This window comes from Pseudomonas sp. A214 (assembly GCF_900156295.1).
Classification (GTDB): domain Bacteria; phylum Pseudomonadota; class Gammaproteobacteria; order Pseudomonadales; family Pseudomonadaceae; genus Aquipseudomonas; species Aquipseudomonas rhizophila.
This window is the reverse complement of sequence record NZ_LT707062.1, coordinates 5207960-5234707: the sequence shown is the minus strand read 5'-3', so window position 1 is coordinate 5234707 and position 26748 is coordinate 5207960. Positions and strand designations below refer to the sequence as shown.

The 26748-nt window shown below is 60.5% G+C and carries 25 protein-coding genes; 13 read left to right on the top strand and 12 right to left on the bottom strand.

Translation table 11 applies throughout. From position 1 onward, the window contains the following. Positions 1–41 precede the first annotated feature (41 nt). The 6 genes from hrpA to BW979_RS23245 all read left to right on the top strand — a co-directional run bounded on the left by hrpA (position 42) and on the right by BW979_RS23245 (position 9267). Positions 42–3953, top strand: coding sequence for an ATP-dependent RNA helicase HrpA (hrpA, locus tag BW979_RS23270; protein ID WP_047228035.1), 3912 nt, complete (start codon positions 42–44; stop codon positions 3951–3953). A gap of 324 nt (positions 3954–4277) precedes the next feature. After that, the gene (locus BW979_RS23265) at positions 4278–5399 is read left to right on the top strand and encodes a beta-ketoacyl-ACP synthase III (protein WP_047227926.1); all 1122 of its coding nucleotides are present in this window, start codon (positions 4278–4280) and stop codon (positions 5397–5399) included. Positions 5400–5562: 163 nt separating this feature from the next. Next, entirely contained in the window at positions 5563–6174 is a 612-nt protein-coding gene (locus BW979_RS23260) for an RNA polymerase sigma factor (protein WP_047227925.1), read from the top strand. Beyond that, on the top strand, positions 6168–6404 hold the full coding sequence (locus tag BW979_RS23255; RefSeq protein ID WP_047227924.1) for an anti-sigma factor family protein: 237 nt from the start codon (positions 6168–6170) through the stop codon (positions 6402–6404). Before BW979_RS23260 ends, BW979_RS23255 begins: the two co-directional genes overlap by 7 nt. A gap of 284 nt (positions 6405–6688) precedes the next feature. Beyond that, a complete protein-coding gene (locus BW979_RS23250) occupies positions 6689–7999 on the top strand; it encodes an OprO/OprP family phosphate-selective porin (protein ID WP_047227923.1) in 1311 nt (436 codons plus the stop codon). Positions 8000–8142: 143 nt separating this feature from the next. Continuing rightward, positions 8143–9267, top strand: a complete 1125-nt coding sequence (locus BW979_RS23245) for a GNAT family N-acetyltransferase (protein WP_076385918.1) — start codon at positions 8143–8145, stop codon at positions 9265–9267. A 16-nt stretch (positions 9268–9283) separates the two neighbouring features. Here the strand turns inward: BW979_RS23245 and aqpZ are convergent, their stop codons facing one another. From aqpZ to BW979_RS23220, 5 genes are all read right to left on the bottom strand, one after another. Continuing rightward, positions 9284–9973 carry an aquaporin Z gene (aqpZ, locus tag BW979_RS23240; protein ID WP_047227921.1) on the bottom strand — a complete coding sequence of 230 codons (690 nt, stop codon included), beginning with the start codon at positions 9971–9973 and terminating at the stop codon, positions 9284–9286. Between the two features lie 368 nt (positions 9974–10341). Further along, entirely contained in the window at positions 10342–12174 is a 1833-nt protein-coding gene (locus BW979_RS23235) for an ABC transporter ATP-binding protein (protein WP_076385916.1), read from the bottom strand. Positions 12175–12258: 84 nt separating this feature from the next. After that, positions 12259–12822 carry a peptidylprolyl isomerase gene (locus BW979_RS23230; protein WP_076385914.1) on the bottom strand — a complete coding sequence of 188 codons (564 nt, stop codon included), beginning with the start codon at positions 12820–12822 and terminating at the stop codon, positions 12259–12261. A 4-nt stretch (positions 12823–12826) separates the two neighbouring features. Then, positions 12827–13630, bottom strand: a complete 804-nt coding sequence (locus tag BW979_RS23225; protein WP_047227918.1) for an alpha/beta fold hydrolase — start codon at positions 13628–13630, stop codon at positions 12827–12829. 14 nt (positions 13631–13644) lie between these two features. Beyond that, positions 13645–14568, bottom strand: coding sequence for a LysR family transcriptional regulator (locus BW979_RS23220; protein ID WP_076385912.1), 924 nt, complete (start codon positions 14566–14568; stop codon positions 13645–13647). A 50-nt stretch (positions 14569–14618) separates the two neighbouring features. On the opposite strand from BW979_RS23220, the gene BW979_RS23215 reads away from it, so the two are divergent. From BW979_RS23215 to BW979_RS23205, 3 genes are all read left to right on the top strand, one after another. Beyond that, on the top strand, positions 14619–14933 hold the full coding sequence (locus tag BW979_RS23215) for a hypothetical protein (protein WP_047227916.1): 315 nt from the start codon (positions 14619–14621) through the stop codon (positions 14931–14933). 151 nt (positions 14934–15084) lie between these two features. Further along, entirely contained in the window at positions 15085–15684 is a 600-nt protein-coding gene (locus BW979_RS23210; RefSeq protein ID WP_047227915.1) for an FMN-dependent NADH-azoreductase, read from the top strand. A gap of 348 nt (positions 15685–16032) precedes the next feature. Then, positions 16033–16899 carry a carboxylate/amino acid/amine transporter gene (locus BW979_RS23205; RefSeq protein WP_047227914.1) on the top strand — a complete coding sequence of 289 codons (867 nt, stop codon included), beginning with the start codon at positions 16033–16035 and terminating at the stop codon, positions 16897–16899. Positions 16900–17016: 117 nt separating this feature from the next. On the opposite strand, the gene BW979_RS23200 is transcribed toward BW979_RS23205, so the two are convergent. After that, positions 17017–18315 (bottom strand): mechanosensitive ion channel family protein, encoded by a 1299-nt coding sequence (locus tag BW979_RS23200; RefSeq protein ID WP_047227913.1) that lies wholly within the window; start codon positions 18313–18315, stop codon positions 17017–17019. 193 nt (positions 18316–18508) lie between these two features. Here BW979_RS23200 and BW979_RS23195 point away from each other — a divergent pair, with 193 nt between their 5' ends. Next, a complete protein-coding gene (locus BW979_RS23195; protein WP_047227912.1) occupies positions 18509–19855 on the top strand; it encodes a DEAD/DEAH box helicase in 1347 nt (448 codons plus the stop codon). A 236-nt stretch (positions 19856–20091) separates the two neighbouring features. Here BW979_RS23195 and BW979_RS23190 read toward each other — a convergent pair whose 3' ends face one another. Continuing rightward, entirely contained in the window at positions 20092–20367 is a 276-nt protein-coding gene (locus BW979_RS23190; RefSeq protein ID WP_047227911.1) for a hypothetical protein, read from the bottom strand. A 290-nt stretch (positions 20368–20657) separates the two neighbouring features. On the opposite strand from BW979_RS23190, the gene BW979_RS23185 reads away from it, so the two are divergent. Then, a complete protein-coding gene (locus BW979_RS23185; protein ID WP_076385910.1) occupies positions 20658–22364 on the top strand; it encodes a ShlB/FhaC/HecB family hemolysin secretion/activation protein in 1707 nt (568 codons plus the stop codon). A 24-nt stretch (positions 22365–22388) separates the two neighbouring features. Next, positions 22389–22553 (top strand): hypothetical protein, encoded by a 165-nt coding sequence (locus BW979_RS27490; protein WP_155417175.1) that lies wholly within the window; start codon positions 22389–22391, stop codon positions 22551–22553. A gap of 111 nt (positions 22554–22664) precedes the next feature. Here the strand turns inward: BW979_RS27490 and BW979_RS23180 are convergent, their stop codons facing one another. Both BW979_RS23180 and BW979_RS23175 read right to left on the bottom strand, forming a co-directional pair. After that, positions 22665–22937: a hypothetical protein gene (locus tag BW979_RS23180; RefSeq protein ID WP_076385908.1), complete on the bottom strand. Its 273-nt coding sequence runs from the start codon at positions 22935–22937 to the stop codon at positions 22665–22667. 253 nt (positions 22938–23190) lie between these two features. Continuing rightward, entirely contained in the window at positions 23191–23922 is a 732-nt protein-coding gene (locus BW979_RS23175) for a DUF899 domain-containing protein (RefSeq protein WP_076385906.1), read from the bottom strand. Positions 23923–24109: 187 nt separating this feature from the next. Here BW979_RS23175 and BW979_RS23170 point away from each other — a divergent pair, with 187 nt between their 5' ends. After that, the gene (locus BW979_RS23170) at positions 24110–24502 is read left to right on the top strand and encodes a transcriptional regulator (protein WP_076385904.1); all 393 of its coding nucleotides are present in this window, start codon (positions 24110–24112) and stop codon (positions 24500–24502) included. A gap of 136 nt (positions 24503–24638) precedes the next feature. Here BW979_RS23170 and BW979_RS23165 read toward each other — a convergent pair whose 3' ends face one another. From BW979_RS23165 to BW979_RS23155, 3 genes are all read right to left on the bottom strand, one after another. After that, positions 24639–25505 (bottom strand): DUF6279 family lipoprotein, encoded by an 867-nt coding sequence (locus BW979_RS23165; RefSeq protein WP_076385902.1) that lies wholly within the window; start codon positions 25503–25505, stop codon positions 24639–24641. A 96-nt stretch (positions 25506–25601) separates the two neighbouring features. Then, on the bottom strand, positions 25602–26318 hold the full coding sequence (locus BW979_RS23160; RefSeq protein ID WP_076385900.1) for a TorF family putative porin: 717 nt from the start codon (positions 26316–26318) through the stop codon (positions 25602–25604). A 194-nt stretch (positions 26319–26512) separates the two neighbouring features. Then, the gene (locus tag BW979_RS23155) at positions 26513–26701 is read right to left on the bottom strand and encodes a hypothetical protein (RefSeq protein ID WP_018607615.1); all 189 of its coding nucleotides are present in this window, start codon (positions 26699–26701) and stop codon (positions 26513–26515) included. Positions 26702–26748 lie beyond the last annotated feature (47 nt).

Sequence of the window (26748 nt, the reverse complement as noted above, 5' to 3'; positions counted from 1 at the left end):
CAATCGGCCCCCTGCACAAACCGACGACCCTTGCGTACCTGATGACTGACCAAGCCCCCGCTATCGACAAACTGCTGAAAAACCTCGACCACGCCATGCTCGCCGACCGTCACCGGTTGCGGCGTCAGTTGCTCGAGCTGCGCAAGAAACCCGACGAGGCCAAGCTGGCCCAGTGGGTGACGCGCATGCAGGCGTCGTGTGATCAGGTGTTGGCGCGCAAGGCCAGCCTGCCGGTCATTCGTTACGACGACAGCTTGCCGATCGCCGCCAAGCGCGACGAAATCAAGGACGCGCTGCTCAAGCACCAGGTGCTGATCATCGCTGGCGAAACCGGCTCGGGCAAAACCACGCAACTGCCGAAAATCTGCCTGGAAATCGGTCGCGGCCAGCACGGTTTGATCGGCCATACCCAGCCGCGCCGGATCGCCGCGCGCAGCGTCGCCAGCCGGGTCGCCGAGGAGCTGGCCACGCCGCTGGGGGCGCTGGTGGGTTACCAGGTGCGGTTCGAAGACCAGAGCGACGCCAACACTCTGATCAAGTTGATGACCGACGGCATCCTGCTGGCCGAAACCCAGAACGACCGTTACCTGGAACGCTACGACACGATCATCGTCGACGAAGCCCACGAGCGCAGCCTGAACATCGATTTTTTGCTCGGCTACCTCAAGACCCTGCTGCCGCGTCGCCCGGACCTCAAAGTCATCATCACCTCGGCGACCATCGACCTGGAGCGTTTTTCCAAGCACTTCGATGACGCGCCGATCGTGGAAGTCTCGGGTCGCACCTTCCCGGTGGACACCTGGTATCGCCCGTTGACCCTGGAGCAGGACGAGGAAGGCAACCGGGTCGAGGACGACTTGACCGTCGACCAGGCGATCCTCGCCACCCTCGATGAAATCGCCGCCTATGAGCGTAGCGAACGCCGCAGCCCCGGTGACGTGCTGGTGTTCCTGCCGGGCGAGCGGGAGATTCGCGACGCGGCGGAAATGCTGCGCAAGGCCCAGCTCAAACACACCGAAATCCTGCCGTTGTATGCGCGGCTGTCGCCAGCCGAACAGCAGCGGATCTTCCAGTCCCACCCTGGCCGTCGCGTGGTGCTGGCGACCAACGTCGCTGAAACGTCGCTGACCGTGCCGGGCATCCGCTACGTGATCGACAGCGGCACCGCGCGCATCAGTCGCTACAGCTATCGCGCCAAGGTCCAGCGCCTGCCCATCGAAGCCATTTCCCAGGCCAGCGCCAATCAGCGCAAGGGCCGCTGCGGGCGGGTCGAGCCGGGGATCTGCGTGCGGTTGTACAGCGAGGAGGATTTCCTCGGCCGGCCGGAATTCACCGACCCCGAGATCCTGCGCACCAACCTGGCGGCGGTCATCCTGCAGATGTTGCACTTGCGCTTGGGGGAGATTACCGATTTCCCGTTCATCGAACCGCCGGACGGCAAGGCCATCAGCGACGGCTTCAACTTGCTGCAAGAGCTGTCGGCGGTGGACCGCAACAGTCAGTTGACCCCGCTGGGCCGCCAGTTGGCGCGCTTGCCGGTGGACCCGCGCATGGGCCGTATGCTGCTGGAAGCGGCGAAACTGGGCAGCTTGCAGGAAGTGCTGATCGTCGCCAGCGCCATGTCGATCCAGGACCCGCGCGAGCGTCCACCGGAGCGTCAGCAGGCGGCTGACCAGGCCCACGCCCAGTGGAAAGACCCCGACTCGGACTTCGCCGGGCTGGTCAATCTGTGGCGTGGTTTCGAAGAGCAGCGCCAGGCCTTGACCGCCAGCCCGCTGCGCAACTGGTGCCGCAAGAATTTCCTCAACTACCTGCGCCTGCGCGAGTGGCGCGATTCCCATCGCCAGTTGAGCCTGATCTGCCGCGACATGCAGTTGAGCCTCAATAAAGAGCCGGCCGATTTCCCGAAGCTGCACAAGGCGGTGCTTTCCGGCCTGCTGAGCCAGATCGGCCAGAAAACCGAAGACGGCGACTACCTCGGTGCCCGTCAACGACGGTTCTGGGTTCACCCCTCGTCAGGCTTGGGCAAGAAGCGTCCGCAATGGCTGATGACCGCCGAACTGGTGGAAACCACCAAGCTGTACGCGCGCATGGTGGCCAAGATCGAACCGGACTGGATCGAACCGCTGGCCGGCCACCTGATCAAGAAAAACCACTTCGAACCCCATTGGGAGAAAAAGCGCGGGCAGGTGGTGGCGTATGAGCAGATCACCCTGTTCGGGCTGATCGTGGTCGGTCGCCGGCCGGTGCATTACGGGCCGGTGGACCCGGTGGTGTCGCGGGAACTGTTCATCCGCGAGGCGCTGGTGCGCGGCGAGATCCAGTCCCGGGCCAAGTGCCTGAGTGCCAATACCCAACTGCTGGAGCAACTCGACGAACTGGAAGCCAAGGCCCGCCGTCGCGACATCCTGGCGGACGAGGAAACCCTGTTCGCCTTCTACGATGCGCGCTTGCCGGCCGAGATCCACCAGACCGCGACCTTCGACAGCTGGTACCGGATCAACAGCCAGAAAGACCCGCAACTGCTGATCATGCGCGAAGAAGACGTGCTGGCCCGCGAGGCCAGTGAAGTCACTGCCGCGTACTACCCCGACACGTTGCGCGTCGGTGAGCTGACCTTGCCGCTGAGCTACCATTTTGAACCCAACCATCCCCGCGACGGCGTGACCTTGCGCGTGCCGGCACCGCTGCTGCCCATGTTGCCGCCGGAGCGTCTGGAATGGCTGGTGCCCGGGATGATCGAAGCCAAGTGCATCGCCCTGGTGCGCAACCTGCCCAAGGCCCTGCGCAAAAACTTCGTGCCCGTGCCGGATTTCGTCAAGGCCGCGCTGCAACGCATCACCTTTGCTGAGGGTTCGTTGCCGCAATCCCTGGGCCGCGAACTGCTGCGCATGACCGGCGCGCGGGTCAGCGACGAAGCCTGGGCGGAAGCTGCGCAGCAGGTGGAAAGCCATCTGCGCATGAATCTGGAAATCGTCGACGGCCAGGGCAAGTTTCTCGGCGAAGGCCGTGACCTGGCCGAGTTGACGGCGCGCTTTGCCGAAGCCAGCCAGGCCGCCTTGGCCGTGCCGCAGACGGCGAAAAGCCAGGCGCCGGTGGAAGCGAAAATCTTCGCCCCGGTGGCCGAGAAAACCCAACAGAAGATTGCCGGGCTGTCGATGACGGTGTACCCGGCGCTGGTGGAAGAGGGCGGTGTGGTCAAGGAAGGCCGCTTCCCGACCCCGGCTGAAGCCGAGTTCCAGCACCGTCGCGCCTTGCAGCGGTTGCTGATGCAGCAATTGGCAGAGTCGGCCAAGTTCCTGCGCGGCAAACTGCCCGGGTTGACGGAACTTGGCCTGCTGTACCGCGAACTGGGACGCATCGACAGCCTGGTGGAAGACATCCTGCTGGTCAGTCTCGACAGTTGCGTGCTGGAAGGCGAGGCGAGCCTGCCCCGTGATGGCGCCGCACTAGCATCCCTGGCCGAGCGCAAACGCGGCGGCTGGACCGAACACGCCGAACGCCTGGCGAAGCTGACCCTGGAGATCCTCAAACTCTGGCACGGCCTGCAAAAACGCTTCAAGGGCAAGATCGACCTGGCCCAGGCCGTGGCCCTGAACGACATCAAACAGCAACTCAGCCATCTGGTGTACCCGGGATTTGTGCGCGAAACCCCGCATCAGTGGCTCAAGGAGCTGCCACGCTACCTCAAGGCCATCGAGCAGCGCTTGGAGAAACTCGGCAGCCAGGTGCAGAAGGACCGGGTCTGGAGCGGTGAACTGTCGAACCTCTGGGCCCAGTACCAGACCCGCGCCAGCAAACACGCCCAGGAAGGCAAGCGCGACCCGCAACTGGAGCTGTACCGCTGGTGGCTGGAGGAGTACCGGGTGTCGCTGTTCGCCCAGCAACTGGGCACCAAGGTGCCGATTTCGGATAAGCGCTTGAGCAAGCAGTGGGGGCAGGTGGAGCCCTGACCCCGGCGCAAGACCTGTGGGAGCGAGCCTGCTCGCGATAGCGGTGGGTCAGTCAACATTGATGCTGGCTGATCCAGCGCTATCGCGAGCAGGCTCGCTCCCACAGGGTTTGGTTTTGTAATTCACTGAGAATGGGCCAAACGCCAGCGTTTATGGCAAACTTCGCGCCTATAAATGCCGGTCCCGTGGTTTTTAGCGTCGATGATCACGGGCGGATCGGAATAAAGCGCTGCCAGGTCTGCTTCCCCTGGATGGGAAAAGACCCCTTGTGTGTTGGTACGTCGGTGCCAACGCTTTCTGCCTGAACAGATCAGAGACACGACCATGCATAACGTCGTCATCAGCGGCACCGGCCTGTACACCCCGGCCAACAGCATCTCCAATGAAGAGCTGGTGCAGTCTTTCAATACCTACGTCGCGCAATTCAACGCCGACAATGCCCAAGCCATCGAGCGGGGAGAAGTCGAGGCGTTGACCGAATCCAGCGCGGCGTTCATCGAAAAAGCCTCCGGCATCAAGAGCCGCTTTGTCATGGACAAGGATGGCATCCTCGACCCGCAACGCATGACCCCGCGCCTGCCCGAGCGCTCCAACGACGAGTGGTCGGTGCTGTGTGAAATGGCTGTCGGCGCGGCGAAACAGGCGCTGGAGCGCGCCGGCCGCACCGCCGCCGACATCGATGGCGTGATCGTCGCCTGTTCCAACCTGCAGCGTCCGTACCCGGCCATCGCCATTGAAGTCCAGGAAGCGCTGGGCATCGAAGGTTTTGGTTACGACATCAACGTGGCCTGTTCCTCGGCGACGTTCGGCATCCAGGCCGCGGCCAACAGCGTACAACTGGGCCAGGCCCGGGCGATCCTGATGGTCAACCCTGAGGTGTGCACCGGCCACCTGAATTTCCGCGACCGCGACAGCCACTTCATCTTCGGCGACGCGGCCACCGCGGTGATCATCGAACGGGCGGACCTGGCGACCTCGCCGTATCAGTTCGACGTGGTCAGCACCAAGCTGCTCACCAAATTCTCCAACAACATCCGCAACAACTTCGGCTTCCTCAACCGCGCCGGGGAAGAGGGGATCGGCAGCCGTGACAAGTTGTTTGTCCAGGAAGGTCGTAAAGTCTTCCGCGATGTCTGCCCGATGGTGGCCGAACTGATTGGCGTGCACCTGGAAGAAAATCAGCTGAGCGTCGGTGAAGTGAAGCGTTTCTGGCTGCACCAGGCCAACCTGAGCATGAACCACCTGATCGTGCGCAAGCTGCTGGGTCGCGAAGCCACCGAAGAAGAAGCGCCGGTGATCCTCGACCGCTACGCCAACACCAGCTCGGCGGGTTCGGTGATTGCGTTCCACTCCTACCAGGATGATTTGCCCAGCGGTTCGGTCGCCGTACTCAGCTCGTTCGGCGCCGGCTATTCGATTGGCAGCGTGATTCTGCGTAAGCATTAATCCTCTGGCGGCGACGAATTTTTTGTGGGAGCAAGGTCATGTGGGAGCAAAGCTTGCTCACGAAACAGGCAGCGCGGTTTATGAAGGACCGCATCGCGGGCAAGCCTTGCTCCCACATCAGCCCCCTCGCCACAGCCGCGATCTATTCAGCAATGGGCGTTGAATGACCGTCACCGACGACACACAACTGCTCCAACGCCTCCTGGCCGGTGAGCAGCAGGCCTTCAAAGAGCTGGTCAGCACCTACCAGAGCCCGATGCGCGCCGTGGCCTACGCCATCGTGGGCAGTCGGCATGCCGATGAAGTGGTGCAGGACGCCTGGTTGTCAGTGGTGCGCAACCTCAATGGCTTCCAGGGCCGCTCCAGTCTCAAGACCTGGCTGCTGACCATCACCGCCAACGCCGCCAAGGGCCGCTACAAGCAGAACCGTCGGGAGGTGTTGCTCGATGATCTGCCGTCGCCCCACGGCACCCTGGGCGATGATCGTTTCGCCGCGGATGGCCATTGGCTGCTAGCACCGTTCGCCTGGCATCAGGACACACCGGAGGCGCTGCTCACGATGAGTGAGCTGCGCGAATGCCTCGAGCACACGCTGCTCAGTCTGTCGCAACTGCAAAGCAGTGTCTTGACCCTGCGCGAACGTCAGGGCCTGGAACTGGAAGACATCTGTAATCTTCTGGACATCTCGCTCTCCAACGTACGTGTGCTGTTGCATCGGGCACGGCTGAAGGTCTTTGCGACCGTAGAACATTTCGAGGAAACCGGCGAATGCTGACCTGCAAGGAACAAGTGGCGCGCTCCAGCGATTTTCTCGACGGCCAACTGAGTTTTCGTGAGCGCCTGATGATGCGCCATCATCTGATGTTCTGTGCCACGTGCCGGCGTTTCATTCGCCAGATGCGCCTGATGCAGGCCACGCTCAGAAAGCTGCCTGAATCGCCGGTTCCCAATCTGGATCAGTTGGCTGAAAAACTCGCGGCCGAGCGCCGTAAAAATATTCGCTGAGTCCCAGACACCCCTACGCCCCTGTGGGAGCGAGCCTGCTGGCGATGGCATTGTTTCATTCGACATCAATGCCGGCTGATTGACCGCTATCGCGAGCAGGCTCGCTCCCACTGGTATTGGTGCATCGGTTATTCCCTTTCGAAGTAAAAAGTTCCCCTGTCATAAAATCTTTATCTGACAGCAACTGCGCTGACACAACCCATCGCCAAGATCCCCTCCAACACCAGCGGGCTCAGTTCCGCGTGTTTTCTAACGGCATAGACTACCAACAGGGGAATTCTTCGATGATCCGTAAGCACTTCGCAGGTGTTGCCGCCAGCGCACTGGCAATGGCAGTAACCGCCCAGGCTTTCGCCGGCACCGTCACCACCGATGGCGCCGATATCGTGGTCAAAACCAAGGGCGGCCTTGAGGTCGCTACCACCGACAAAGAGTTCAGCTTCAAGCTTGGCGGTCGTTTGCAGGCTGACTACAGCCAGTTCGACGGTCTCTACACCGATAATGGCAATTCGGCCGACGCCGCTTACTTTCGTCGCGCTTTCCTGGAACTGTCCGGCGTGCTGTACACGGATTGGGCCTACACCATCAGCTACGACTTCTCGCATAACGCCGGCAGTTCAGACGACGGTTACTTTGACGAAGCGTCCATGGCCTACAACGGCTTCAAGCCGGTCTCGATCAAATTCGGTCGTTTCGACCCGGATTTCGGCCTGGAAAAAGCCACCAGTTCCAAGTGGGTGACCGCGCCGGAGCGTAACGCTGCTTATGATCTGATCGACTGGGCCAACGGCCACCAGAACGGTCTGGGTCTGCAAGCGTCCAGCACCTTCGCCGATTCGTTCTATGCCTCCGCTGGCGTATTCGCCAAGGACAACAACGACACCGACGGCGACAGCGTCAAGCAGGTCAACGGTCGCTTCGTATTCGCGCCGATGCACGACTCCGGCAACGTTCTGCACTTCGGTGTGAACGTCGCCTCCCGTGACGTCTCCGACACCGTATTCGATGCACGTTATCGCTCCCGCCTGGGCATGCGTGGCGTCGAAACGCTGGGTGGCAACGATGCCGGCCCTAACGGCAACCGTCCGTTGCTGGGTGGCGCGAACAACTCGCCGGCCGGTTCGTACGACACCGACACGGCGTTCGGCCTGGAAGCCGCTTTCGCCATGGGGCCTGCGTCGATCCAAGGTGAATACATTTCGCGTAAAACCAAGGCTGACAGCGATGCCTTCGAAGACATCAAAGGCCACGGCTTCTACGTCCAGGGTGCCTATACCATCACTGGTGAGTCCCGTGGCTATAAAGTCGGCAAGTTTGACGCGATCAAACCCCAGAACAAATCCATCGGCGCCTGGGAAGTGTTCTATCGCTACGACAGCATGACCGTCGAAGACGACAACATCACCACTGCCTCCGCGACCCGTGACGTGGGCGATGCCGAAGCCAAGGTGCACAACCTGGGTGTGAACTGGTACGCCAACGAAGCGGTGAAAATCTCCGCTGCCTACGTCAAGGCCAAGGCCGACAACGTGACCAATGCCAACGGCGACGACGATGGTGACGGTTTTGTCATGCGCGCCCAGTACGTGTTCTAAGTCGTGCTGATTTGATTCAACGCTTCATGTTTCATCCGTTATAGCTCCTTTGAACCCCGCCTCTGGCGGGGTTTTTTTTTACGTCCGTCCGCTCAGGATCGGCGATACTCGCCCCATCCGCATTCTGGATATCGGGGAGCCGCATGCCGCTACACGTTCTGGACAGCCTGTCCGCCATCGCGCCGCAAGAGTGGGACGCACTGGTGCCCGTCAATCAACCTTTCCTGCGCCACGCTTTCCTCACGGCCCTGCAAGACAGTGGCAGCCTGGGCCCGCAATCAGGCTGGCAGGCCGAGCATCTGCTGCATATTGAAGACGGGCGTGTGCTGGCGGCTCTGCCCAGTTATCGCAAGTGGCATTCCTACGGCGAGTACGTGTTCGACCATGCCTGGGCCGACGCCTGCGCCCGGGCCGGGATCGACTATTACCCCAAGCTGTTGACGGCGGTGCCGTTCAGCCCGGTCAGTGGCCCGCGGCTGCTGGCGGCGAGTGGGGAAGACGGGTTGGAGTTGCTTGCCAGCCTGCCGGGTTATCTGGAAATCGAATCGCTCTCCAGTGCCCACATCAACTTCACCGATGCCTTTACCGACGCAGCGCTGGCCGGGCAGGAGGGCTGGCTGCAGCGGATTGGTTGCCAGTACCACTGGCGCAATCGCGGTTATCGGGACTTCCAGGATTTTCTCGACGCGCTCAGTTCCCGCAAACGCAAGCAGATGCGCAAGGAACGTGAGCAAGTGGCGGGGCAGGGCATCGAGTTCCAATGGCTGGAAGGTCATCAACTGGACCAGGCCCAGTGGGATTTTGTCTACGCCTGTTACGCCAATACTTACGCGGTGCGTCGGCAAGCGCCGTACCTGACCCGGACGTTTTTCAGTCTGCTGGCCGAGCGCATGCCCGAGGCCATTCGCGTGGTGTTGGCCAAGCAAGGTTCACGGCCGGTGGCGATGGCGTTCAGCCTGGTGGGCGGTGACAGTTTTTATGGGCGTTACTGGGGTTGCCTGGCGGAATTCGACCGTTTGCACTTCGAGACCTGTTTTTATCAGGGCATGGATTACGCCATTGCCCACGGCTTGCAGCGTTTCGATGCCGGTGCCCAGGGCGAGCACAAACTGATTCGTGGTTTCGAGCCGGTGATCACCCGTTCCTGGCACTACTTGCGCCATCCTGGCCTGAAGGCGGCGGTTGCAGACTTTCTGGTCCGGGAGCAGGAGGGCGTGTTGGCGTATGCCGAAGAGGCGAAGACCGCACTGCCTTATCGGCAATGCTGATCTTCGCCGGCGTGACTCAGCTGTTTTCCTTGCCCAGCCAGCGGTAAGCAACACCGCCAACGATGGCGCCGAGCAACGGTGCCACCCAGAACAGCCACAATTGCTCGATGGCCCAGCCGCCGACGATCAGTGCCGGACCGGTACTGCGGGCCGGGTTGACGGAGGTGTTGGTGACCGGGATCGAGATCAGGTGAATGAGCGTCAGGGCCAGGCCGATGGCAATCGGTGCCAGGCCGGCTGGCGCACGTTTGTCGGTGGCGCCGAGGATGATCAGGATGAACATTGCCGTCATGACCAGCTCAGTCACAAAGCCGGCCACCATGGAGTACTGACCGGGCGAATGTTCGCCGTAACCGTTCGCTGCCAGGCCGGAAGCGGCCAGGTCGAAGCCTTCCTTGCCGCTGGCGATGAAGTAGATCAACGCGGCGGCGAGCACCCCTCCAATGAGCTGGGCAATGATGTAGGCAGGCAGTTCCTTGGCCGGAAACCGCCCGCCTACGTACAAGCCCACCGACACGGCCGGGTTCAGGTGGCAACCTGAGATATGGCCGATGGCGAACGCCATGGTCAACACCGTCAGGCCGAATGCCAGGGCAACCCCCAGCACGCCAATCCCGGAAGCGGCCAATACAGCGCTGCCACAGCCGCCCAACACCAGCCAGAACGTACCCAACAACTCAGTCGTTGATCGTTTGAGTAAAGACATAAGCATCCTTGATAGAACAGTCGTGATAATCGGTTATGCATCCAGCAGAGTTACGACAGGTTCATCTCCAGAACCTGGGCTGAGTACAGCAGAACGTTGCGACAAATCCAGCGGCATTAAAAAACCGCCAGAGTCATGGACTGTGGCGGTTTCGGCCTTGGACGGTGGGGAGTATGCGGTTGCGGTGTGGGCTAAATGGATCCTGGACAGAATTTTTCAGAATGGCGCTCGGGCGCTGGGCTGTGGGAGCAAAGCTTGCTCGCGAGGCAGGCGCCTCGGGCCATCCGGGAGACCGCGTCATCTTCATCGCGGGCAAGCCTTGCTCCCACACGACTCCCACGCCTCCTGTCTGTAGAAGCCAACCCGGTTCAGTCGATGCCCACAAACCCACCCGTCTGATGCTGCCACAGCCGCGCATACAACCCGCCATGGGCCAGCAGTTCGGCATGGCTGCCGGTCTCGGCGATGCGGCCGTTTTCCAGCACCACCAGTCGGTCCATTCGCGCGATGGTGGAGAGGCGGTGGGCGATGGCGATCACGGTCTTGCCTTGCATCAGGGTCTCGAGGCTTTCCTGGATCGCCGCTTCGACTTCCGAGTCCAGTGCTGACGTCGCTTCGTCCATAATCAGGATCGGCGCATCCTTGAGCAGCACCCGTGCGATGGCAATACGCTGACGCTGGCCGCCGGACAGCTTCACTCCGCGTTCACCCACATGGGCATCAAAACCGCTGCGGCCTTCAGCGTCCGACAGCAGTGGGATGAACTCATCGGCGCGGGCCTTGTGCACCGCCGCCCAGAGTTGCGCATCGGTGGCGTCGGGTTTGCCGTAGAGCAGGTTGTCGCGAATGGAACGGTGCAGCAGCGACGTGTCCTGGGTGATCATGCCGATGCGCTCGCGCAGGCTTTCCTGGCCCACTTCTGCGATGTCCTGCCCATCGATCAGAATGCGCCCGCCTTGCACGTCATACAGACGCAGCAGCAGGTTGACCAGCGTGGATTTGCCCGCACCGGACGGGCCGATCAGGCCGATCTTTTCCCCCGGCTTGATCACCAGGTTCAAGTCGCCGATCACCCCGCTTTTCTTGCCATAGTGGAAATCCACATGCTCGAAGCGCACTTCGCCACGGGCCACCGCCAAAGGCTTGGCCTGATCGCGGTCGGTAACGCTGACGGGCTGGGCGATGGTCTGCAAACCGTCCTGGACCATGCCGATGTTTTCGAAGATGCCGTTGACCACCCACATGATCCAGCCGGACATGTTGACGATACGGATCACCAACCCGGTCGCCAGGGCAATCGCGCCCACGCTGATCAGCGACTGGGTCCAGAGCCACAGGGCCAGCGCCGTGGTGCCGACAATCAGCAGCCCGTTCATGCTGGTGATGACCACGTCCATGCTGGTGACCACGCGGCCGGCCAATTGGGCTTTCTCGGTCTGCTCCTGGATGGCTTCGCGGGCGTATTGCTGTTCGAAGTTGGTGTGGGCGAACAGCTTCAGCGTGGTGATGTTGGTGTAGCCGTCGACGATCCGGCCCATGAGTTTGGAGCGGGCATCGGACGATACGACGGAGCGCTCCTTGACCCGCGGCACGAAGTAGCAGAGTGCACCGATGTAGGCGGCGATCCAGATCAGCAGCGGGATCATCAGGCGCCAGTCGGCTTCGGCAAACAGCACCAGTGAGCTGATGGCGTAGATCAGCACGTGCCACAGCGCGTCCACGGCCTGCACCGCTGAGTCGCGCAAGGAGTTGCCGGTCTGCATGATGCGCTGGGCGATGCGTCCGGCGAAGTCGTTCTGGAAAAAGTTCAGGCTCTGCTTGAGCACGTAGCTATGGTTTTGCCAGCGGATCAGGCTGGTCATGCCGGGGCTCAAGGTCTGGTGCACCAGCAGGTCATGCAAGGCCACGAAGATCGGCCGGAAAACCAGCGCCACCACCGCCATCCACGCCAGCTCCAGGCCGTGGAGCTTGAAGAAGTCCACGTTCGGCGTGCCCTGGGTCAGGTCGATGATGCGGCTCAGGTAGCTGAATAGCGCCACCTCGATCAGTGCGCCGATCAGGCCCACCACCAGCAGCACGGCGAAGCTGGGCCAGACTTGTTTCAGATAATAGGTGTAGAAGGGCAGGACGCGGTTCGGTGGTGCCGAGGTAGGGGCGTCGCGGAAAATGTCGATCAGTGTTTCGAAACGGCGATAAACCATGGGTACATAGCCCGGGCCGGGCTCTCCTTTTTTCCTGTGAGCGGCGCGGGATCGCCGCCGCCGCTCAGGCTTGCCCTGTGCTGTTTAGTCGATGCGCTTGGCCGACTTGATGATCACAGGATCGATCGGCACGTTTTGCATGCCTTGTTTGGTGGTGGTCTGGGAGTTGACGATGATGTCCACCACGTCCATGCCCTTGACCACTTTGGCGAACACCGCGTAACCGGCGTCACGGCCCGGGTCGAGGAACGCATTGTCGGCCACGTTGATGAAGAACTGGCTGGTGGCCGAGTTCGGGTTGGAAGTACGCGCCATCGACAAGGTGCCACGAACGTTATGCAGGCCATTGCTGGCTTCGTTCTTGATCGGTGCCTTGGTGTCTTTCTGTTGCATCTGTTGGGTGAAACCGCCGCCCTGGGCCATGAAGCCCGGGATCACGCGGTGGAAAATCGTGTTGTTGTAGAAGCCGCTGTCCACGTACTCAAGGAAGTTCTTGGTACTGATCGGCGCCTTGACCGGATCCAGCTCGATTTCGATCTGACCGTTGGTGGTGTCCAGCAATACGTGGGGCGCCTTGGTCGGCTGCGCGGCCATCAGGTTGGCGGCAAACAGGACGGAGCCGGCGGCGAGGGCGATTTTTTTCAGCATGGGTTCAGTGATCCTGAGTAGTTGAGTCGATTGCGGTCAAAAATTCGAGCAGGGTTTGGTTGAAGCGCTCGGGTTGATCCAGCGGGGTCGCGTGCCGTGAGTCGGCAATGACCACCAGCCGGGCATCGGGCAGCAGTTTCACATAGGCCTCTTTCAAGGCCACGGGGGTGTAGTCGTGGTCGGCGCAAATGACGAGGGTTGGACAGGCCACCTGCGACAGTCGTTCCTGAACCCCCCAACCCACAATGGCATCGAAGCTGGCGAGATAAGCACGTTTGTCGTTTTTTGCCCAGCGCCGGGCCATTTCCAGGCGTAACTCGGTCTGTTGCGGTTTGGGGAACAACTTGGCGCCCAAGGCCTTGCCAATGGTTTCAAGGCTCAGAAGGCGCATCAGGCTCCAGCGCTTGAACCATTGCCAGCAGTCATCAGGCGTGCGGACTTTGACTTGCGGCGCGCTGTTGACGATGCACAGGCTCTTGACCCGCCCTGGCTCATCCACGGCCAGTTGAAAACAAATCATGCCGCCCATGGACCAGCCCACCAGATGCACCGGGCCTAGGTCCAGGTGTTCGAACAGGGCGATCAGGTCGGCGCTGAAACCTTCGATGCTGTAAGGCCCGCGAGGTTTGTCGGAGCGTCCATGGCCGCGCACGTCCACTACGATCAAACGGTAGTGGGCGGACAATACCGGGATCTGTTTTTCCCAGTCGCGGGTGCTCGAGCCCAGCCCGTGGACCAGAATCAAGGGCGCGCCGTGGCCATATTCCTCGTAGTGCAAGTTGCAATCTTCGTGGGCGAAATAGGCCATTGGCAAAATCCTTGTCAGGCTTGTTCAGGGGCGGCGAACGGCGCATCCAGCGGCGCGGTGTCGAAGGTGCGCAGCAGTTCGATGAGGATTTGCGTGGCCGGGCCCAAGGGTTTTTCCTTGTTGGAAAAAAGATAGAAGGTGGAGTTACGGCTGCCGCCTTGTTCCAAGGGTAGACGCTTGAGCAAGCCCTCCTTGAGTTCCCGCTCGATCATGTGCCGTGGCAGCCAGGCGAAGCCCAGGCCGCTGCCGACGAACGTCGCGGCGGTGGCCAGGCTGCCGACGGTCCAGCGTTGCTCGGCCCCCAGCCACCCGACGTCGCGGGGTTGCTGGCGACCGGAGTCGCGAATCACCACCTGCAATTGGCTTTCCAGGTCTTGGAAGTTCAGTTCGCGGTTGAGGCGATGCAGGGCGTGTTCGGGATGGGCCACCGCGACGAATTCAACATCGCTCAGTTCGGCGCCCAGGTAACCGGGAATGCTGAAGCCGCTGATGGCTAGGTCCGCCACGCCTTCGAGCAGCACTTCCTCGACACCCGATAGCACTTCTTCGCGCAGGCGCACGCGACAGCCACGGCTTTGCGGCATGAACGCGGTCAAGGCACGTACGAGGCGGGCGTTGGGATAGGCGGCATCGACCACCAGCCGCACTTCCGCTTCCCAGCCTTGCTCCATGTGATGGGCCAAGTCTTCCAGTTGGCTGGCCTGTTTCACCAATTGACGGGAACGACGCAGCAATACGCCGCCGGCTTCGGTCAACACGGCCTTGCGCCCATCGATACGCAGCAACGGCACGCCGAGCTGGTCCTGCATGCGGGCCACGGTGTAACTCACCGACGACTGGGAGCGGTGCAGCACCTCGGCGGCCTGGGCGAAGCCGCCGTGGTCGACCACCGCTTGCAAGGTTCGCCATTGATCCAGGGTCACGCGGGGCGCTTTCATATTGAGCTCCTCTTGTCCTAAGCTGGCGGTCCCTTGGTGGAGACTGCCTAATGAAAAAAATCTGTTGTGTGGTGCTGGCCCTGTTGCCGCTGACTGCGTTCGCGTACCCGATCGATGTGGAAAAACACCTCAACGGCCTGAGCATCGACTACACCGCCTATGACACCGACGCCGACATTGGCTCCATTCAGGTCAACAACTACGGCGGCACCGACGCGGCCTGCACTGTGGTGTTTCGCAACGGCCCTGAAGCACCACGTACCCGCAAGATCGAAGTCGCCGCCGGCAAGTTCAAGAACGCCACCGCCAAGTTCAACCGCAACATCATCAAGCTGCGCATCACACTGACCTGCCAGCCGAAATAAGTCGGTGACACAGGAGCGAGCCAATCCTTGCTCCGCTTATAAACGAATTTATCGATGTTTTGCAGCAATTATTTGCGCTTTTTGATCGATGTAACCATGTTTAAGCTTCACTCCATCGACTGACAACATTCTCCGATGGAGGCTACATCCCATGTCCCGCGTTCTGATCATCGAAAGCAGTGCCCGCCAGCAAGACTCGGTTTCCCGTCAACTGACCCAGACCTTCATCAACCAATGGAAAGCTGCGCACCCGGCCGATGAAATCAGTGTTCGTGACCTGGCCATCCATCCGGTACCGCACCTGGACGCCAATCTGCTGGGGGGCTGGATGAAGCCCGTCGAGCAGCGCAACGACATCGAAAACGCTTCCCTGGAACGCTCCAACCAGTTGACCGATGAGTTGCTGGCCGCTGACGTGCTGGTGATGGCCGCGCCGATGTACAACTTCGCCATCCCGAGTACCTTGAAAGCCTGGCTGGACCACGTACTGCGTGCCGGTGTGACCTTCAAGTACACCCCCACCGGTCCCCAGGGCCTGCTGACCGGCAAACGTGCCTTCGTCCTGACCGCTCGCGGCGGCATTCATGCTGGCGCCAGCTCCGACCATCAGGAACCCTACCTGCGTCAGGTCATGGCCTTCATCGGCATCCACGACGTGACCTTCATCCATGCCGAGGGCATGAACCTGGGCGGTGATTTCCAGGAGAAGGGCTTGAATCAGGCCAACGCCAAGCTGTCCCAGGTCGCCTGATCCGTTAATCCTCAGGTAATCGCCAGGTGGTCTAGTGGCCTGGCGCTCCCTTCAAGCTGTTTTGCGCATCGAACCTCCCTTGGCACTTGTTGCTCCTGAGTGCAGTCGCCCGATTGAACGCTTTAGCGAGATCGGGCTTTTTTTTGCCTGCAATTCCAGGCCAGCCACACAACCCTGTGGGAGCGAGCCTGCTCGCGATTGCAGTGTGACTGTGTAAGAGAAATCACCTGACACTCCGCCATCGCGAGCAGGCTCGCTCCCACAGGGTTCAGTGCCTGGGTTGGCTACTGCGGTTAGCGACAACCGGCAAAAACCGCTATCTTCGCCGCCATCCGAAACGAGGGGCGTATGGGCTATCTACTTTTTGTCACGCTGATTCAGGCGTTTTCCTTCAGTCTGATTGGCGAATACCTGGCCGGGCATGTCGACAGTTACTTCGCGGTGCTGGTGCGGGTTGTGCTGGCGGGGCTGGTGTTCATTCCGCTGACCCGCTGGCGTCAGGTGGAACCGTCGTTCATGCGCGGCATGCTGTTGATCGGCGCCTTGCAGTTCGGCGTGACCTACGTGTGCCTGTACTTGAGCTTTCGTGTGCTGACGGTGCCTGAGGTCCTGCTTTTCACCATCCTGACGCCGCTGCACGTGACCCTGATCGAAGACGCGCTCAATCGTCGCTTCAATCCCTGGGCCTTGATCGCGGCGCTGGTGGCGGTGGCTGGCGCGGCGGTGATTCGTTACGACCGGATCAACCCGGATTTCTTCATGGGCTTTTTGCTGCTGCAACTGGCCAACTTCACCTATGCGGCCGGGCAGGTGCTGTACAAACATCTCGTCGCTCGCCATCCCAGCGACCTGCCGCACTACCGGCGTTTCGGCTACTTCTACCTCGGCGCACTGGCGGTGGCGTTGCCGGCCTTCCTGATGTTCGGCAAGGCGGATTTCTGGCCAGAAGCACCGCTGCAATGGGGCGTACTGATATTCCTCGGCCTGGTCTCCACCGCTTTGGGGCTTTACTGGTGGAACAAAGGCGCGTGCATGGTCAACGGCGGCACACTGGCGGTGATGAACAACTTGCATGTGCCGGTGGGGCTGCTGGTGAACCTGCTGATCTGGAACCAGCACGAGGAACTGGGGCGGTTGCTGCTGGGCGGGTCGGTGATATTAGCGGCGGTGTGGATCAGTCGGTTGGGGGTACGCCAGCCGCTGCCTGCACACTGAACCCCTGTGGGAGCGAGCCTGCTCGCGAAGGCGTCGTATCAGTCGCTGTATCTGTTGTCTGACACTGCGCTTTCGCGAGCAGGCTCGCTCCCACCGGGGATCTCTGCGACTTGAAGGTCAAACCACCTGCTTCTGCGGCTCCGGCAGAGGACTGGCCCCCAATGCCGCCGGCAACAGCCCCGAACGCAGATCCATGCCACTGGGCTGTTGATACAGGTTCAACCCGAACTCCGGCATTACCGCCAGCAGGTAATCGAAAATATCCCCCTGGATACGCTCATAGTCGGCCCACGCAGTGGTGCGGGTGAAGCAGTAGATTTCCAGCGGGATGCCCTGGGCCGTGGTCTGCATCTGGCGGACCATGCAGGTCATGTTTGGCTGGATGTCCGGGTGGCTTTTCAGATACGCCAAGGCGTAGGCGCGGAAGGTGCCCAGGTTGGTCATGCGCCGGCGGTTGGCCGACATCGCCGCGACGTTGCCCTGGGCTTCGTTCCAGGCCTTGAGTTCGGCCTGTTTGCGGCTGATGTAATCGGTCAGCAGATGAACCTGGGTCAGGCGCTGTTCTTCCTCGTCCTGCAAAAAACGCACGCCGCCGGCGTCGATGAACAGGCTGCGCTTGATCCGCCGCCCGCCGGATTGCTGCATGCCGCGCCAGTTCTTGAACGACTCGGACATCAGGCGCCAGGTGGGGATCGAGACGATGGTCTTGTCGAAGTTCTGCACCTTGACCGTGTGCAGCGTGATGTCCACCACATCACCGTCGGCCCCCACCTGAGGCATCTCGATCCAGTCACCGACCCGCAGCATGTCGTTGCTGGTCAACTGCACGCTGGCGACGAACGACAGCAAGGTGTCCTTGTAGACCAACAGAATCACCGCCGACATGGCCCCCAAACCCGACAATAGCAATAGCGGCGAGCGGTCGATCAGGGTGGCAACAATGATGATCGCGCCAAACACATACAGCACCATCTTGGTCAGTTGCACGTAGCCTTTGATCGAGCGGGTGCGGGCGTGTTCGGTGCGGGCGTAGACATCCAGAAGGGCGCTGAGCAGGGCGCTGATGGCCAGCACCATGAACAGGATGGTGAAAGCCAGGGCAACATTGCCCAGGAAAATCATGCTGGTCTTGCTCAGTTCCGGCACCAGGTGCAGGCCGAACTGGATGACCAGCGAGGGCGTCATCTGCGCCAGGCGATGGAAAACCTTGTTCTGGCGCAGGTCGTTGACCCAGTGCAGGGCCGGCTGGCGACCCAGCAACTTGGCACCGTGCAGGATCAGGTAACGCGCCACGCGCCCCAGCACCAGGGCAATCACCAGCAGCAGTATCAGTGCAAGGCTGGAATGCAGGAGGGGATGCTTATCGAGAGCACCCCAAAGGTCTTGAATGTTGACCCAGAGCTGTTTGATGTCCATGGACGAAACGGTTCTTCTATAAAGACGCGACGGTGCGATTAGAGCATTTAAGCCAGGTTAAGTGACCCTTGATGACGAGTCGGCTCACAAAAAAGCCACTGATTAGCGCCGTTCGTATAAAGAAACTCGGCCTTCGCGCTCGAAACCGTTACCCTATGCAGCTGTTTTTTTGCATTTCTTCGAGGTAGCACCCGTGTTTTCCCAATTCGCCCTGCACGAACGCCTGCTCAAAGCCGTGGCCGAGCTTAAATTTGTCGAGCCAACGCCGGTGCAGGCAGCGGCTATTCCGCTCGCGCTCCAGGGGCGTGATCTGCGGGTGACGGCGCAGACCGGCAGCGGCAAGACCGCGGCGTTCGTGTTGCCGATCCTCAACCGCCTGATCGGCCCGGCCAAGGTTCGTGTCAGCATCAAGACCCTGATCCTGCTGCCGACCCGTGAACTGGCCCAGCAAACGCTCAAGGAAGTGGAACGCTTCTCGCAGTTCACCTTCATCAAGTCTGGCCTGATCACCGGTGGCGAAGACTTCAAGGTCCAGGCCGCCATGTTGCGCAAAGTACCGGACATCCTGATCGGCACGCCAGGGCGGATGATCGAGCAACTGAACGCCGGCAACCTCGACCTCAAGGAAGTCGAAGTGCTGGTGCTGGACGAAGCCGACCGCATGCTCGACATGGGTTTTGCCGAAGACGTGCAGCGCCTGGTGGACGAATGCACCAACCGCCAGCAGACCATGCTGTTCTCCGCCACCACCGGCGGTTCGGGCCTGCGGGAAATGATCGCCAAGGTGCTGAACAACCCTGAGCACTTGCAGCTCAACGCGGTCAGCCAGCTGAACTCCACGACCCGTCAGCAGATCATCACCGCTGACCACAACCAGCACAAAGAACAGATCGTGAACTGGCTGCTGGCCAACGAAACCTACGAAAAAGCCATCGTGTTCACTAACACCCGCGCCATGGCCGACCGCATCTACGGTCGCCTGGTGGCCCAGGAATACAAGGCGTTCGTGCTGCACGGCGAGAAAGACCAGAAAGACCGCAAGCTGGCCATCGACCGCCTCAAGCAGGGCGGCGTGAAAATCCTCGTCGCCACCGACGTCGCCGCCCGCGGCCTGGACGTGGAAGGCCTGGACATGGTCATCAACTTCGACATGCCCCGCAGCGGCGACGAATACGTGCACCGTATCGGTCGTACCGGACGCGCCGGCAACGATGGCCTGGCGATTTCGCTGATCTGCCATGGCGACTGGAACCTGATGTCGAGCGTCGAGCGCTACCTCAAGCAGAGCTTCGAGCGCCGCACCATCAAGGAAGTCAAAGGCACCTACGGCGGACCGAAAAAGGTCAAGGCCTCGGGCAAGGCCGTTGGCGTGAAGAAGAAAAAGGTCGACGCCAAGGGCGACAAGAAGAAAACCGGCGCCAAGGCCCCGACCAAGCGCAAGATCGCCAACCGTCCGAAGACCGACGCTTTGTCGCTGGTCAGCAAGGACGGCATGGCCCCACTCAAGCGCCGCAAGCCGGAGGCGCCAGCGGCTGAGTGAAGCTGCGTCAGCGCTTGATAAAAAGAACCGGACCTTGAGTCCGGTTTTTTATGGATAACTGAATCTGACGCAAAACCCGTGGCGAGGGAGCTTGCTCCCGCTGGGCTGCGCAGCAGCCCCAACAAAGTGGAATTTACAATCATCTAACGAGTTGACGCTTCGATTTCAGGGGGCGCTTCGCACCCAGCGGGAGCAAGCTACCTCGCCACAAAAGCAAGCTGTATCCGCTCCGGGCGTCACCCCGCTTTCTTCTCAGCATTCTTGAGCTCTTGAAGACGCTCATCAATCAACTGGCACTTGTCCGGCACATCTTTGCTGGCGGTCTCCAGGTCCATGGCCTGCAGTTCCTTATTCATTTCCTTAGCCTTCTCCGGGTTCTGTTCGGTGAGCCTGGTCACTTCCTTGGCCAATTGTTCACGCTTGGCGGTGGCTTGCTCGGGCGTGCAAGTGGCCCAGGCAGGCAGGGCGCAGGTGAGGGTGGCGGCGAGGGTGAGTTTGAGGAGGGTTTTCATGGCAGGGGCCTCGTATTCCTTGTTGGGCTGATAAGGGGTTGAGGCCACGCGAGGGTGGAAAGTTCATTGGCTGGATGTTGCGAGGCACGCCCGCGATTGTTTCTGTCCCTCTCGCAGGCAGTTTCCGGTTCCGCATCGGACCTTTCGTACTTCCGTGGGGGAGGCGTCTTATTTCAGATGGATGGTTTCGGTAATAGTCCCGCGGACTCAAACAAATAGTTGACGTCAAAATGATGGCTAATTAGTATCGCGCCACTATTTTGATATCGTTTTTGCTAGAGGGATCTAACATGTCCTCCCCCTTACTTTGGGCGAGGTTGTGCGTAGCTTTGCTGTGCCTTTCTCCGCTTCCCCTTGCTCACGCTGCCCCCACCCCCGGCGAAACCGACCTTATCCGCGAGCGTCAGAACCGCTTGCTCGAAGAGCAGCGTCAACGTCTGGAAGAACTCAAGGACTTACCCGGCAAGGCGGAGAAACCGGCCCAGCCAACAGCGCCTGCCGATGCCCGATGTTTCCCCATCAAGACCATCGAACTAAAGGGCGCCGACAGTCTGTCGGCCAGTGAGCGGGAAGCGTTGCTCAAACCTTACATCGGCCAATGCCTGGGCGTGACGCAGCTCAATGAACTGCTCAAAGTCATCACCGATCGCTACATCGAAAAAGGCCTGGTCACCAGCCGGGCCTATTTACCGCAGCAGGATTTGTCCGGCGGGCATTTAAGCGTGCTGGTGGTCGAAGGGCGGCTAGAAGGCTTGAAGGGCGCCGAGAACAGCAAGCTCTCGGACCGTGAATTGGCGATGGCCTTTCCTGGCAAGACCGGCGAGTTGGTCAACCTGCGAGAGATCGAGCAGATGGTCGATCAGCTCAATCGCCTGCCATCGAATCAGGCGAAGATGGAGCTGACCCCCGGCCAGAACGTCGGTGGCAGTGAAGTGCGCGTCACCAACGAAGTACAAAAGCCCTGGCGTGCCGGGCTGTCGCGTAGCAACGACGGCCAGCGCAGCACCGGCGAGCAGCAGTGGGGCACCAGTTTTGAGTGGGACAGCCCGCTGGGCTTGGCCGATCAGTTGATGTTGCGCGGTGGTCACGATGCGATGACCGACCACCAACACACCTCCAACAACGCCATGCTCTATTACAACTTGCCTTTTGGCTGGTGGAACGTCAGTTACACCTACAGTCGGAGCGAGTACCGCTCGCAGATCCCGGCCAACGGTTTCAACTTCAAGCAGACCGGCGACAGCCAGAACCATCAGTTGCGAGTCGAACGGGTGATTCACCGCGACGCCCTGAGCAAGACGTCTCTCAACACCGGCCTGGCCTACCTGCGCACCAATAACTTCATTGAAGACAGCAAACTGGACGTCAGCAGCAATCGCCTGAGTGAAGGGCAGTTTGGCATCAACCATGGCCGACGGGTCGGCAGTGCTTTCGTCAACCTGGACCTGGGTGTGCAGCAAGGCATCGGCGCTTTCGATGCCCAGGGCGATCACGATCCGGGTCCCGGCCAGGCCGACGCCCGTTATCGCAAATACACCGCCACCGTCAGTTACCTGCAACCGTTCAAGTTGTGGGGCGAATCGTTCAGTTTCAGCAGCCTGATGACCGGCCAGCGCAGCGAGGACGTGCTGTTCAGCCCCCAGCGCATGAGCCTGGGCGGACAATCGTCGATTCGTGGCTACAAGGACCAGTCGCTGTCCGGCGACAGCGGTGGTTATTGGCGCAACGACCTGCGCTGGAGCCGCCCGGTGACGCTGGAGTGGTTGCGCCCGGTGTTCGCTGAATACGGCACCAGCCTCGGTTACGACCAAGGCGTGATTCGTGGCGGCCGCTACAACGACGACCAGCACGGGCGCATGTCGAGCAATTCGCTGGAGTTGTTCGCCCGCGGCCAGCACCTGAGCGCCAGCGTCACCTTCGCCCATTCCCTGGAACGCCCGGATGCCCTGACCGAGCGCGAAGCGCCGATCTACTTCCGCGTGGATGTATTCCTCTAATTCCTGCTGCAACGAGACCCGATCATGGACGACCGCCAACACGCCTTTCTGGCCCGCCAGCCTTCTGCTGCCTTGCAAACCCGCGAGCATTTCTGGGGCATGCCCAAGCGCGGCCTGGCGTTCCTGTTGGCCAACGTTATGTTCTGGCAACCGCTGATGACGAACGGGGACAGACCACGTTTTCTATGATGTAGAAACGTGGTCTGTCACCGTTTTTCTCTTATTGTTTGTGAAAAGTATGCAAAGTGTATCTCCCTTATTCGAGCATGAAATGGGCGACCCAAAGGTCGCCCGTTTTCGTTATTCAGCAGCCTGCGCCCGCAACCGCCTCCCAATCACGTCCATCACATCACACCCATCACGCAACGCTATCGTCAGCATCTTGCAAAAGTCCGAAAGCACCAGCGTATCGGAGCTGATATCCGAACGGAACGCGATATTTTCCAGCAGTTGGGTCACGGTGCGGATGCGGTAGTCGGCGGTTTCGAAGAGGACATCGAGCGGGGCGTCGGTGTCGATGAGCAGGGTGGCCGGGGTGCAGTCAATTCCGGTGATGGACATGTATCTGGTCATAGTCAGAGCCTCGAAAGTTGATTGAGTCTCTCTGTAGGTCGGGTCGCCAAACCCGGTCGCTTTTTTGGGTGACGAAGGACTATAGAGCGATCCACTCTTGAGCCACAAGACACCGCTTTCCGAGCTTCATGTAGGACCTTTGGCCTGGCAGTTGTCGGCTTTGGCTGAGGCCAAGCAGGCAACTGCTGCGCAGTCGAGCGGGAGCAAGCTCCCTCGCCACGGGGAGCGCGCTCGACTTGCGCGGGTTGGCGTATCAGCCATGGCAGCAGCTATGAGGCTTGGCCTCTTCGTATTTATCGTGATGCCGCACCCAGTCCATGATTTCGTCTTCGTTGCGGCCCTTGGGCGTGAGATCCAGGTAGTTGTAGGTGCCGACCAGGATGTCGAGGCCGCGGGCGTAGGTGGAGTAGGTGTGGAAGATGTCGCCGGCTTTGTTGCGATAGAAGACGCTTAGGCCGGGGAGTTCGCCTTCGGTGGTGTCGGTTTTTTCGTAGTTGTAGGTGGCTTTTCCGGCGGCGGTGTCTTCGGGTTTGAAGCTGACGCCGAAGTCGTAGTTGAAGTCGCAGCCTTCTGACGAGACCCAGTCGAAGGCCCAGCCCATGCGACGTTTGAACGGCTGGAACTCGGCGAACGGCGCGCGGGACACCGCGACCACGGCGACGTCGTGGTGGGCCAGGTGTTGGTTGGCGCCGTCGATGTGGTCGGACAGGAATGAGCAGCCATCACAGCCTTCTGTCCAGCCGGGGCCGAACATGAAGTGGTAGATGATCAGTTGGCTGCGGCCGCCGAACAGGTCGGCCAGGCTCAGTTCGCCGTTGGGGCCCTGGAAGCGGTAGGGTTTGTCGATTTTTACCCAGGGCAGGGCGCGGCGTTCTGCGCTGAGTTTGTCGCGTTCGCGGGTGAAGGCTTTTTCGTGGATCAGGTGCTGGCGACGGGCGGCGAGCCATTCTTCCCGCGAGACGACGGCATGATTTTCTACGTTCATGGTGAATTCTCCTGCGTGGCAGAGCCGCTGATTCGGCACTTCTGTCAGTGGTCGTTTGGCCCAGTGTGAATTCGACAGGCCGTTGGTCGGCTTGGGCAATAGCCCACCGGTAAGCCCGGCTGAACGGCAGCGCAGCGCCTGGGTCACACTTTAAGTAGGCATCTCACTCTTTGGAGGATGGACCAGGATGACGACTTATAACTGGGACTTGATCGAACGGTTGTTGCACGAAGTGCAAAACGGCGCCGGCCACAGCTTTACCCCTCGGCCTTATGCGGAGCAGTACGCGGCAGAGAAGGCAGCCGCAGGCGAGCCGATCGAGAACCTCGATCATCTGAAAGCGGTCGCCGGGGAGTACGAAAAGCTGCTGTTGGAGCGTAACTATATCGAGCCTCGGCCGGAGGAAGAGGGCGGTAACGGCGAGAACTTTGTGCTGACGCCCCGTGGCTCGCGGTTGTTGAGCCTGATCGACAGCAGCATTCCGGGCAATGATCATCCGCGCCAGGTGCTGGATGAGCAGGAAGATGCGCTGGATGAGTTTACTTTTGATGAGGTGGCTTCGAAGGCGCAGATTGCCTGACAGGCCTGCACTGAGCCCTGTGGGAGCGAGCTTGCTCGCGATAGCGGTCTGACATCAACAGGTCTGTTGCCTGTTCTGCCGCTATCGCGAGCAAGCTCGCTCCCACATTCGATCTCCCACATGCATCTCAGTGGTGTTATGAGCGTGCTGCCTTCAGGCACTTCAAATCACTGAAATCCTTTTTCACCCGGTCGATCTTCCTCAGCAAGTGTTCGCGTTGCGTCGGGGTGCTGTCGGCCATCACGTCCACCAGCAGGCTGCGGGCCTGGGCTTCGGTTTTGTCGAAGGCCTGGCGGTAGGCGGGGGTCCAGAGGCTTTCGCGGTCGACCAGCAGTTGCTCGATGCGCTTGGGGAAATCGGGGCTGTGGCGTTGCGCCACAGCTTCGCTGAACTGGTTTTGCCAGTGCGCGCGGTTGGCGATCCATTGCTGGTTTTGATCGCCCAAGGCGCGGGACCAGGCCTGCACGCGTTGGCGCTGGGTTTCGCTGAGCGGGCCGAGCCAGTCGTTCAGGCGTTTCTCCATGCGTTCGCTGCGCTCCTGGATTTGCTGCTGCAACGTCGGCTTGAGGTATTGCTGCTGGCGTTTGCGTTGGTCTTTGACGAACGCGGCGTCCATGTCCGCGACCTGATCGTCGTTCAATCCCTGTAATAACTCGATGGCAGACGGGGTGATTTCCCGGGCGGTTTCGGCGATGGCGGCCTTGGCTTCCCGGGTACGCTGTTGCAGGGCCTGGTCGGTGACCTGGTTGGTTTGCACCATGTTCTTCAAGCGGTCCAGCCAGTCAAGGTAGCCGGGCAGTTGTGTGGTGCAATGCCAGTTCAAGTGTTCATTGAGACGGTCGTTGAACCAGTCCTTTTGCTCGCCATTGATGTCCAGATAGTCGTTGAGCGTCCAGGGGATGATCAGGTCGAGGTTGCGGTAGGCCAGGCCCACGCGGCTGCAGGCGGTGACGGTGAGCAGCAGGGCCATGAGCAGGGCGATGCGGGTGAACCAGCGCGACATGAGCGAGTCCTTGCGAAGGCATGGGTTGCGAAGCCGTAATTGTCTTGTTTGAGCATGGCAGGTGCGCGGCAGTTCAGCCGATCGAATAAGTAACGCTTAGTAAAAAGGGTGGGCCATCTTGAGGGTCAGCAGGCCGTCGCATTCGCTGTTGTGGCCGGAGTACGCCGAGCAACGGCTGCCGCTCAGGCTGGAGTCGCTGTAGATCAGGTCCAGGTCGATGCCTCTCCAGGGGCGGGAAATTTTCAACGACCAGTCACTGAAACTGCCTACATAACCGTCCTCCACCGACACGGGTGAGTTGTACTGGTGGGTGGTGTATTTGGCGCTGACACCAATGCCAAACGGCACGTTGCCGCCCAGGTCGGCAAACAAGGTGCTGTTCTGTTTATCCGGGTCGTTGCTGAAGGCCGCGCCGAACCGGCTGCCCAGCACGGTCAGGCCGCCAAAGAATTCCTGGCTGTCGAGCGTGTCGAGGGTGGGGTAGCTGTAGTGGATCAGGCCGATTTCGTAACCCAGGGTCTGGTCGAAGGGCTGTTTGAAGCCCATGTAGGAATCGACTTCAAGATTGCTCGATGGGCTCAGGCCAACGCTGGGCGACCACTGGCCCACGTACCAGCCGCTGTCGTGGCTCAGGTCCAGGCCGCCATGAAACGAGCCGGTGCTCGACGGCGTGACCAGGCCCTGGGCCATGCTGCGGCTGGGCGTGGTGCCGAGTTTGAGGTCGAAGTCGCCGAGCTCGCGCTGAAACACCTGCCCATGGGCGAAGGGGCACGCCAGCAGGCTGAGCGTCAGGGAGACAATGGGAATGCGCATGCTTCACTCCATGGATAGCGAGGAGCAGGATCGGTCATCAAGCTGAAACACTTGAGCTAGAGAGGTGCAAGCATACCGGCGAATGCTCGGCAGCGAGGGCCGTTCGTCGATTTTTGCAGGATGAGGGTAAGCGGGGAGGTTCCAGTCCAAGCGCTTCGAAGCTCAAAGCGCTTTGGGACCAGGTGACGCGCGGGTTACTTTTTGCCCAGGCTGATCTGCTTGGACGGGCCGAATGTCTGGCCGCTGACGCCCTTGGCAATTTGCTGGATTTCACCGCCGGACTTGAGGAATGCAGCGATCTGGTCGTTGATAGACTCGCTGGTTTCCACGGCTGGAGCGGGCTTTGCTTTGCTGTTGGATGCTTTTACGCGCATGACGGCCATTAACCTGTAAATAATTAATTGGGCCAGGCATCGTACAGGAAATACTT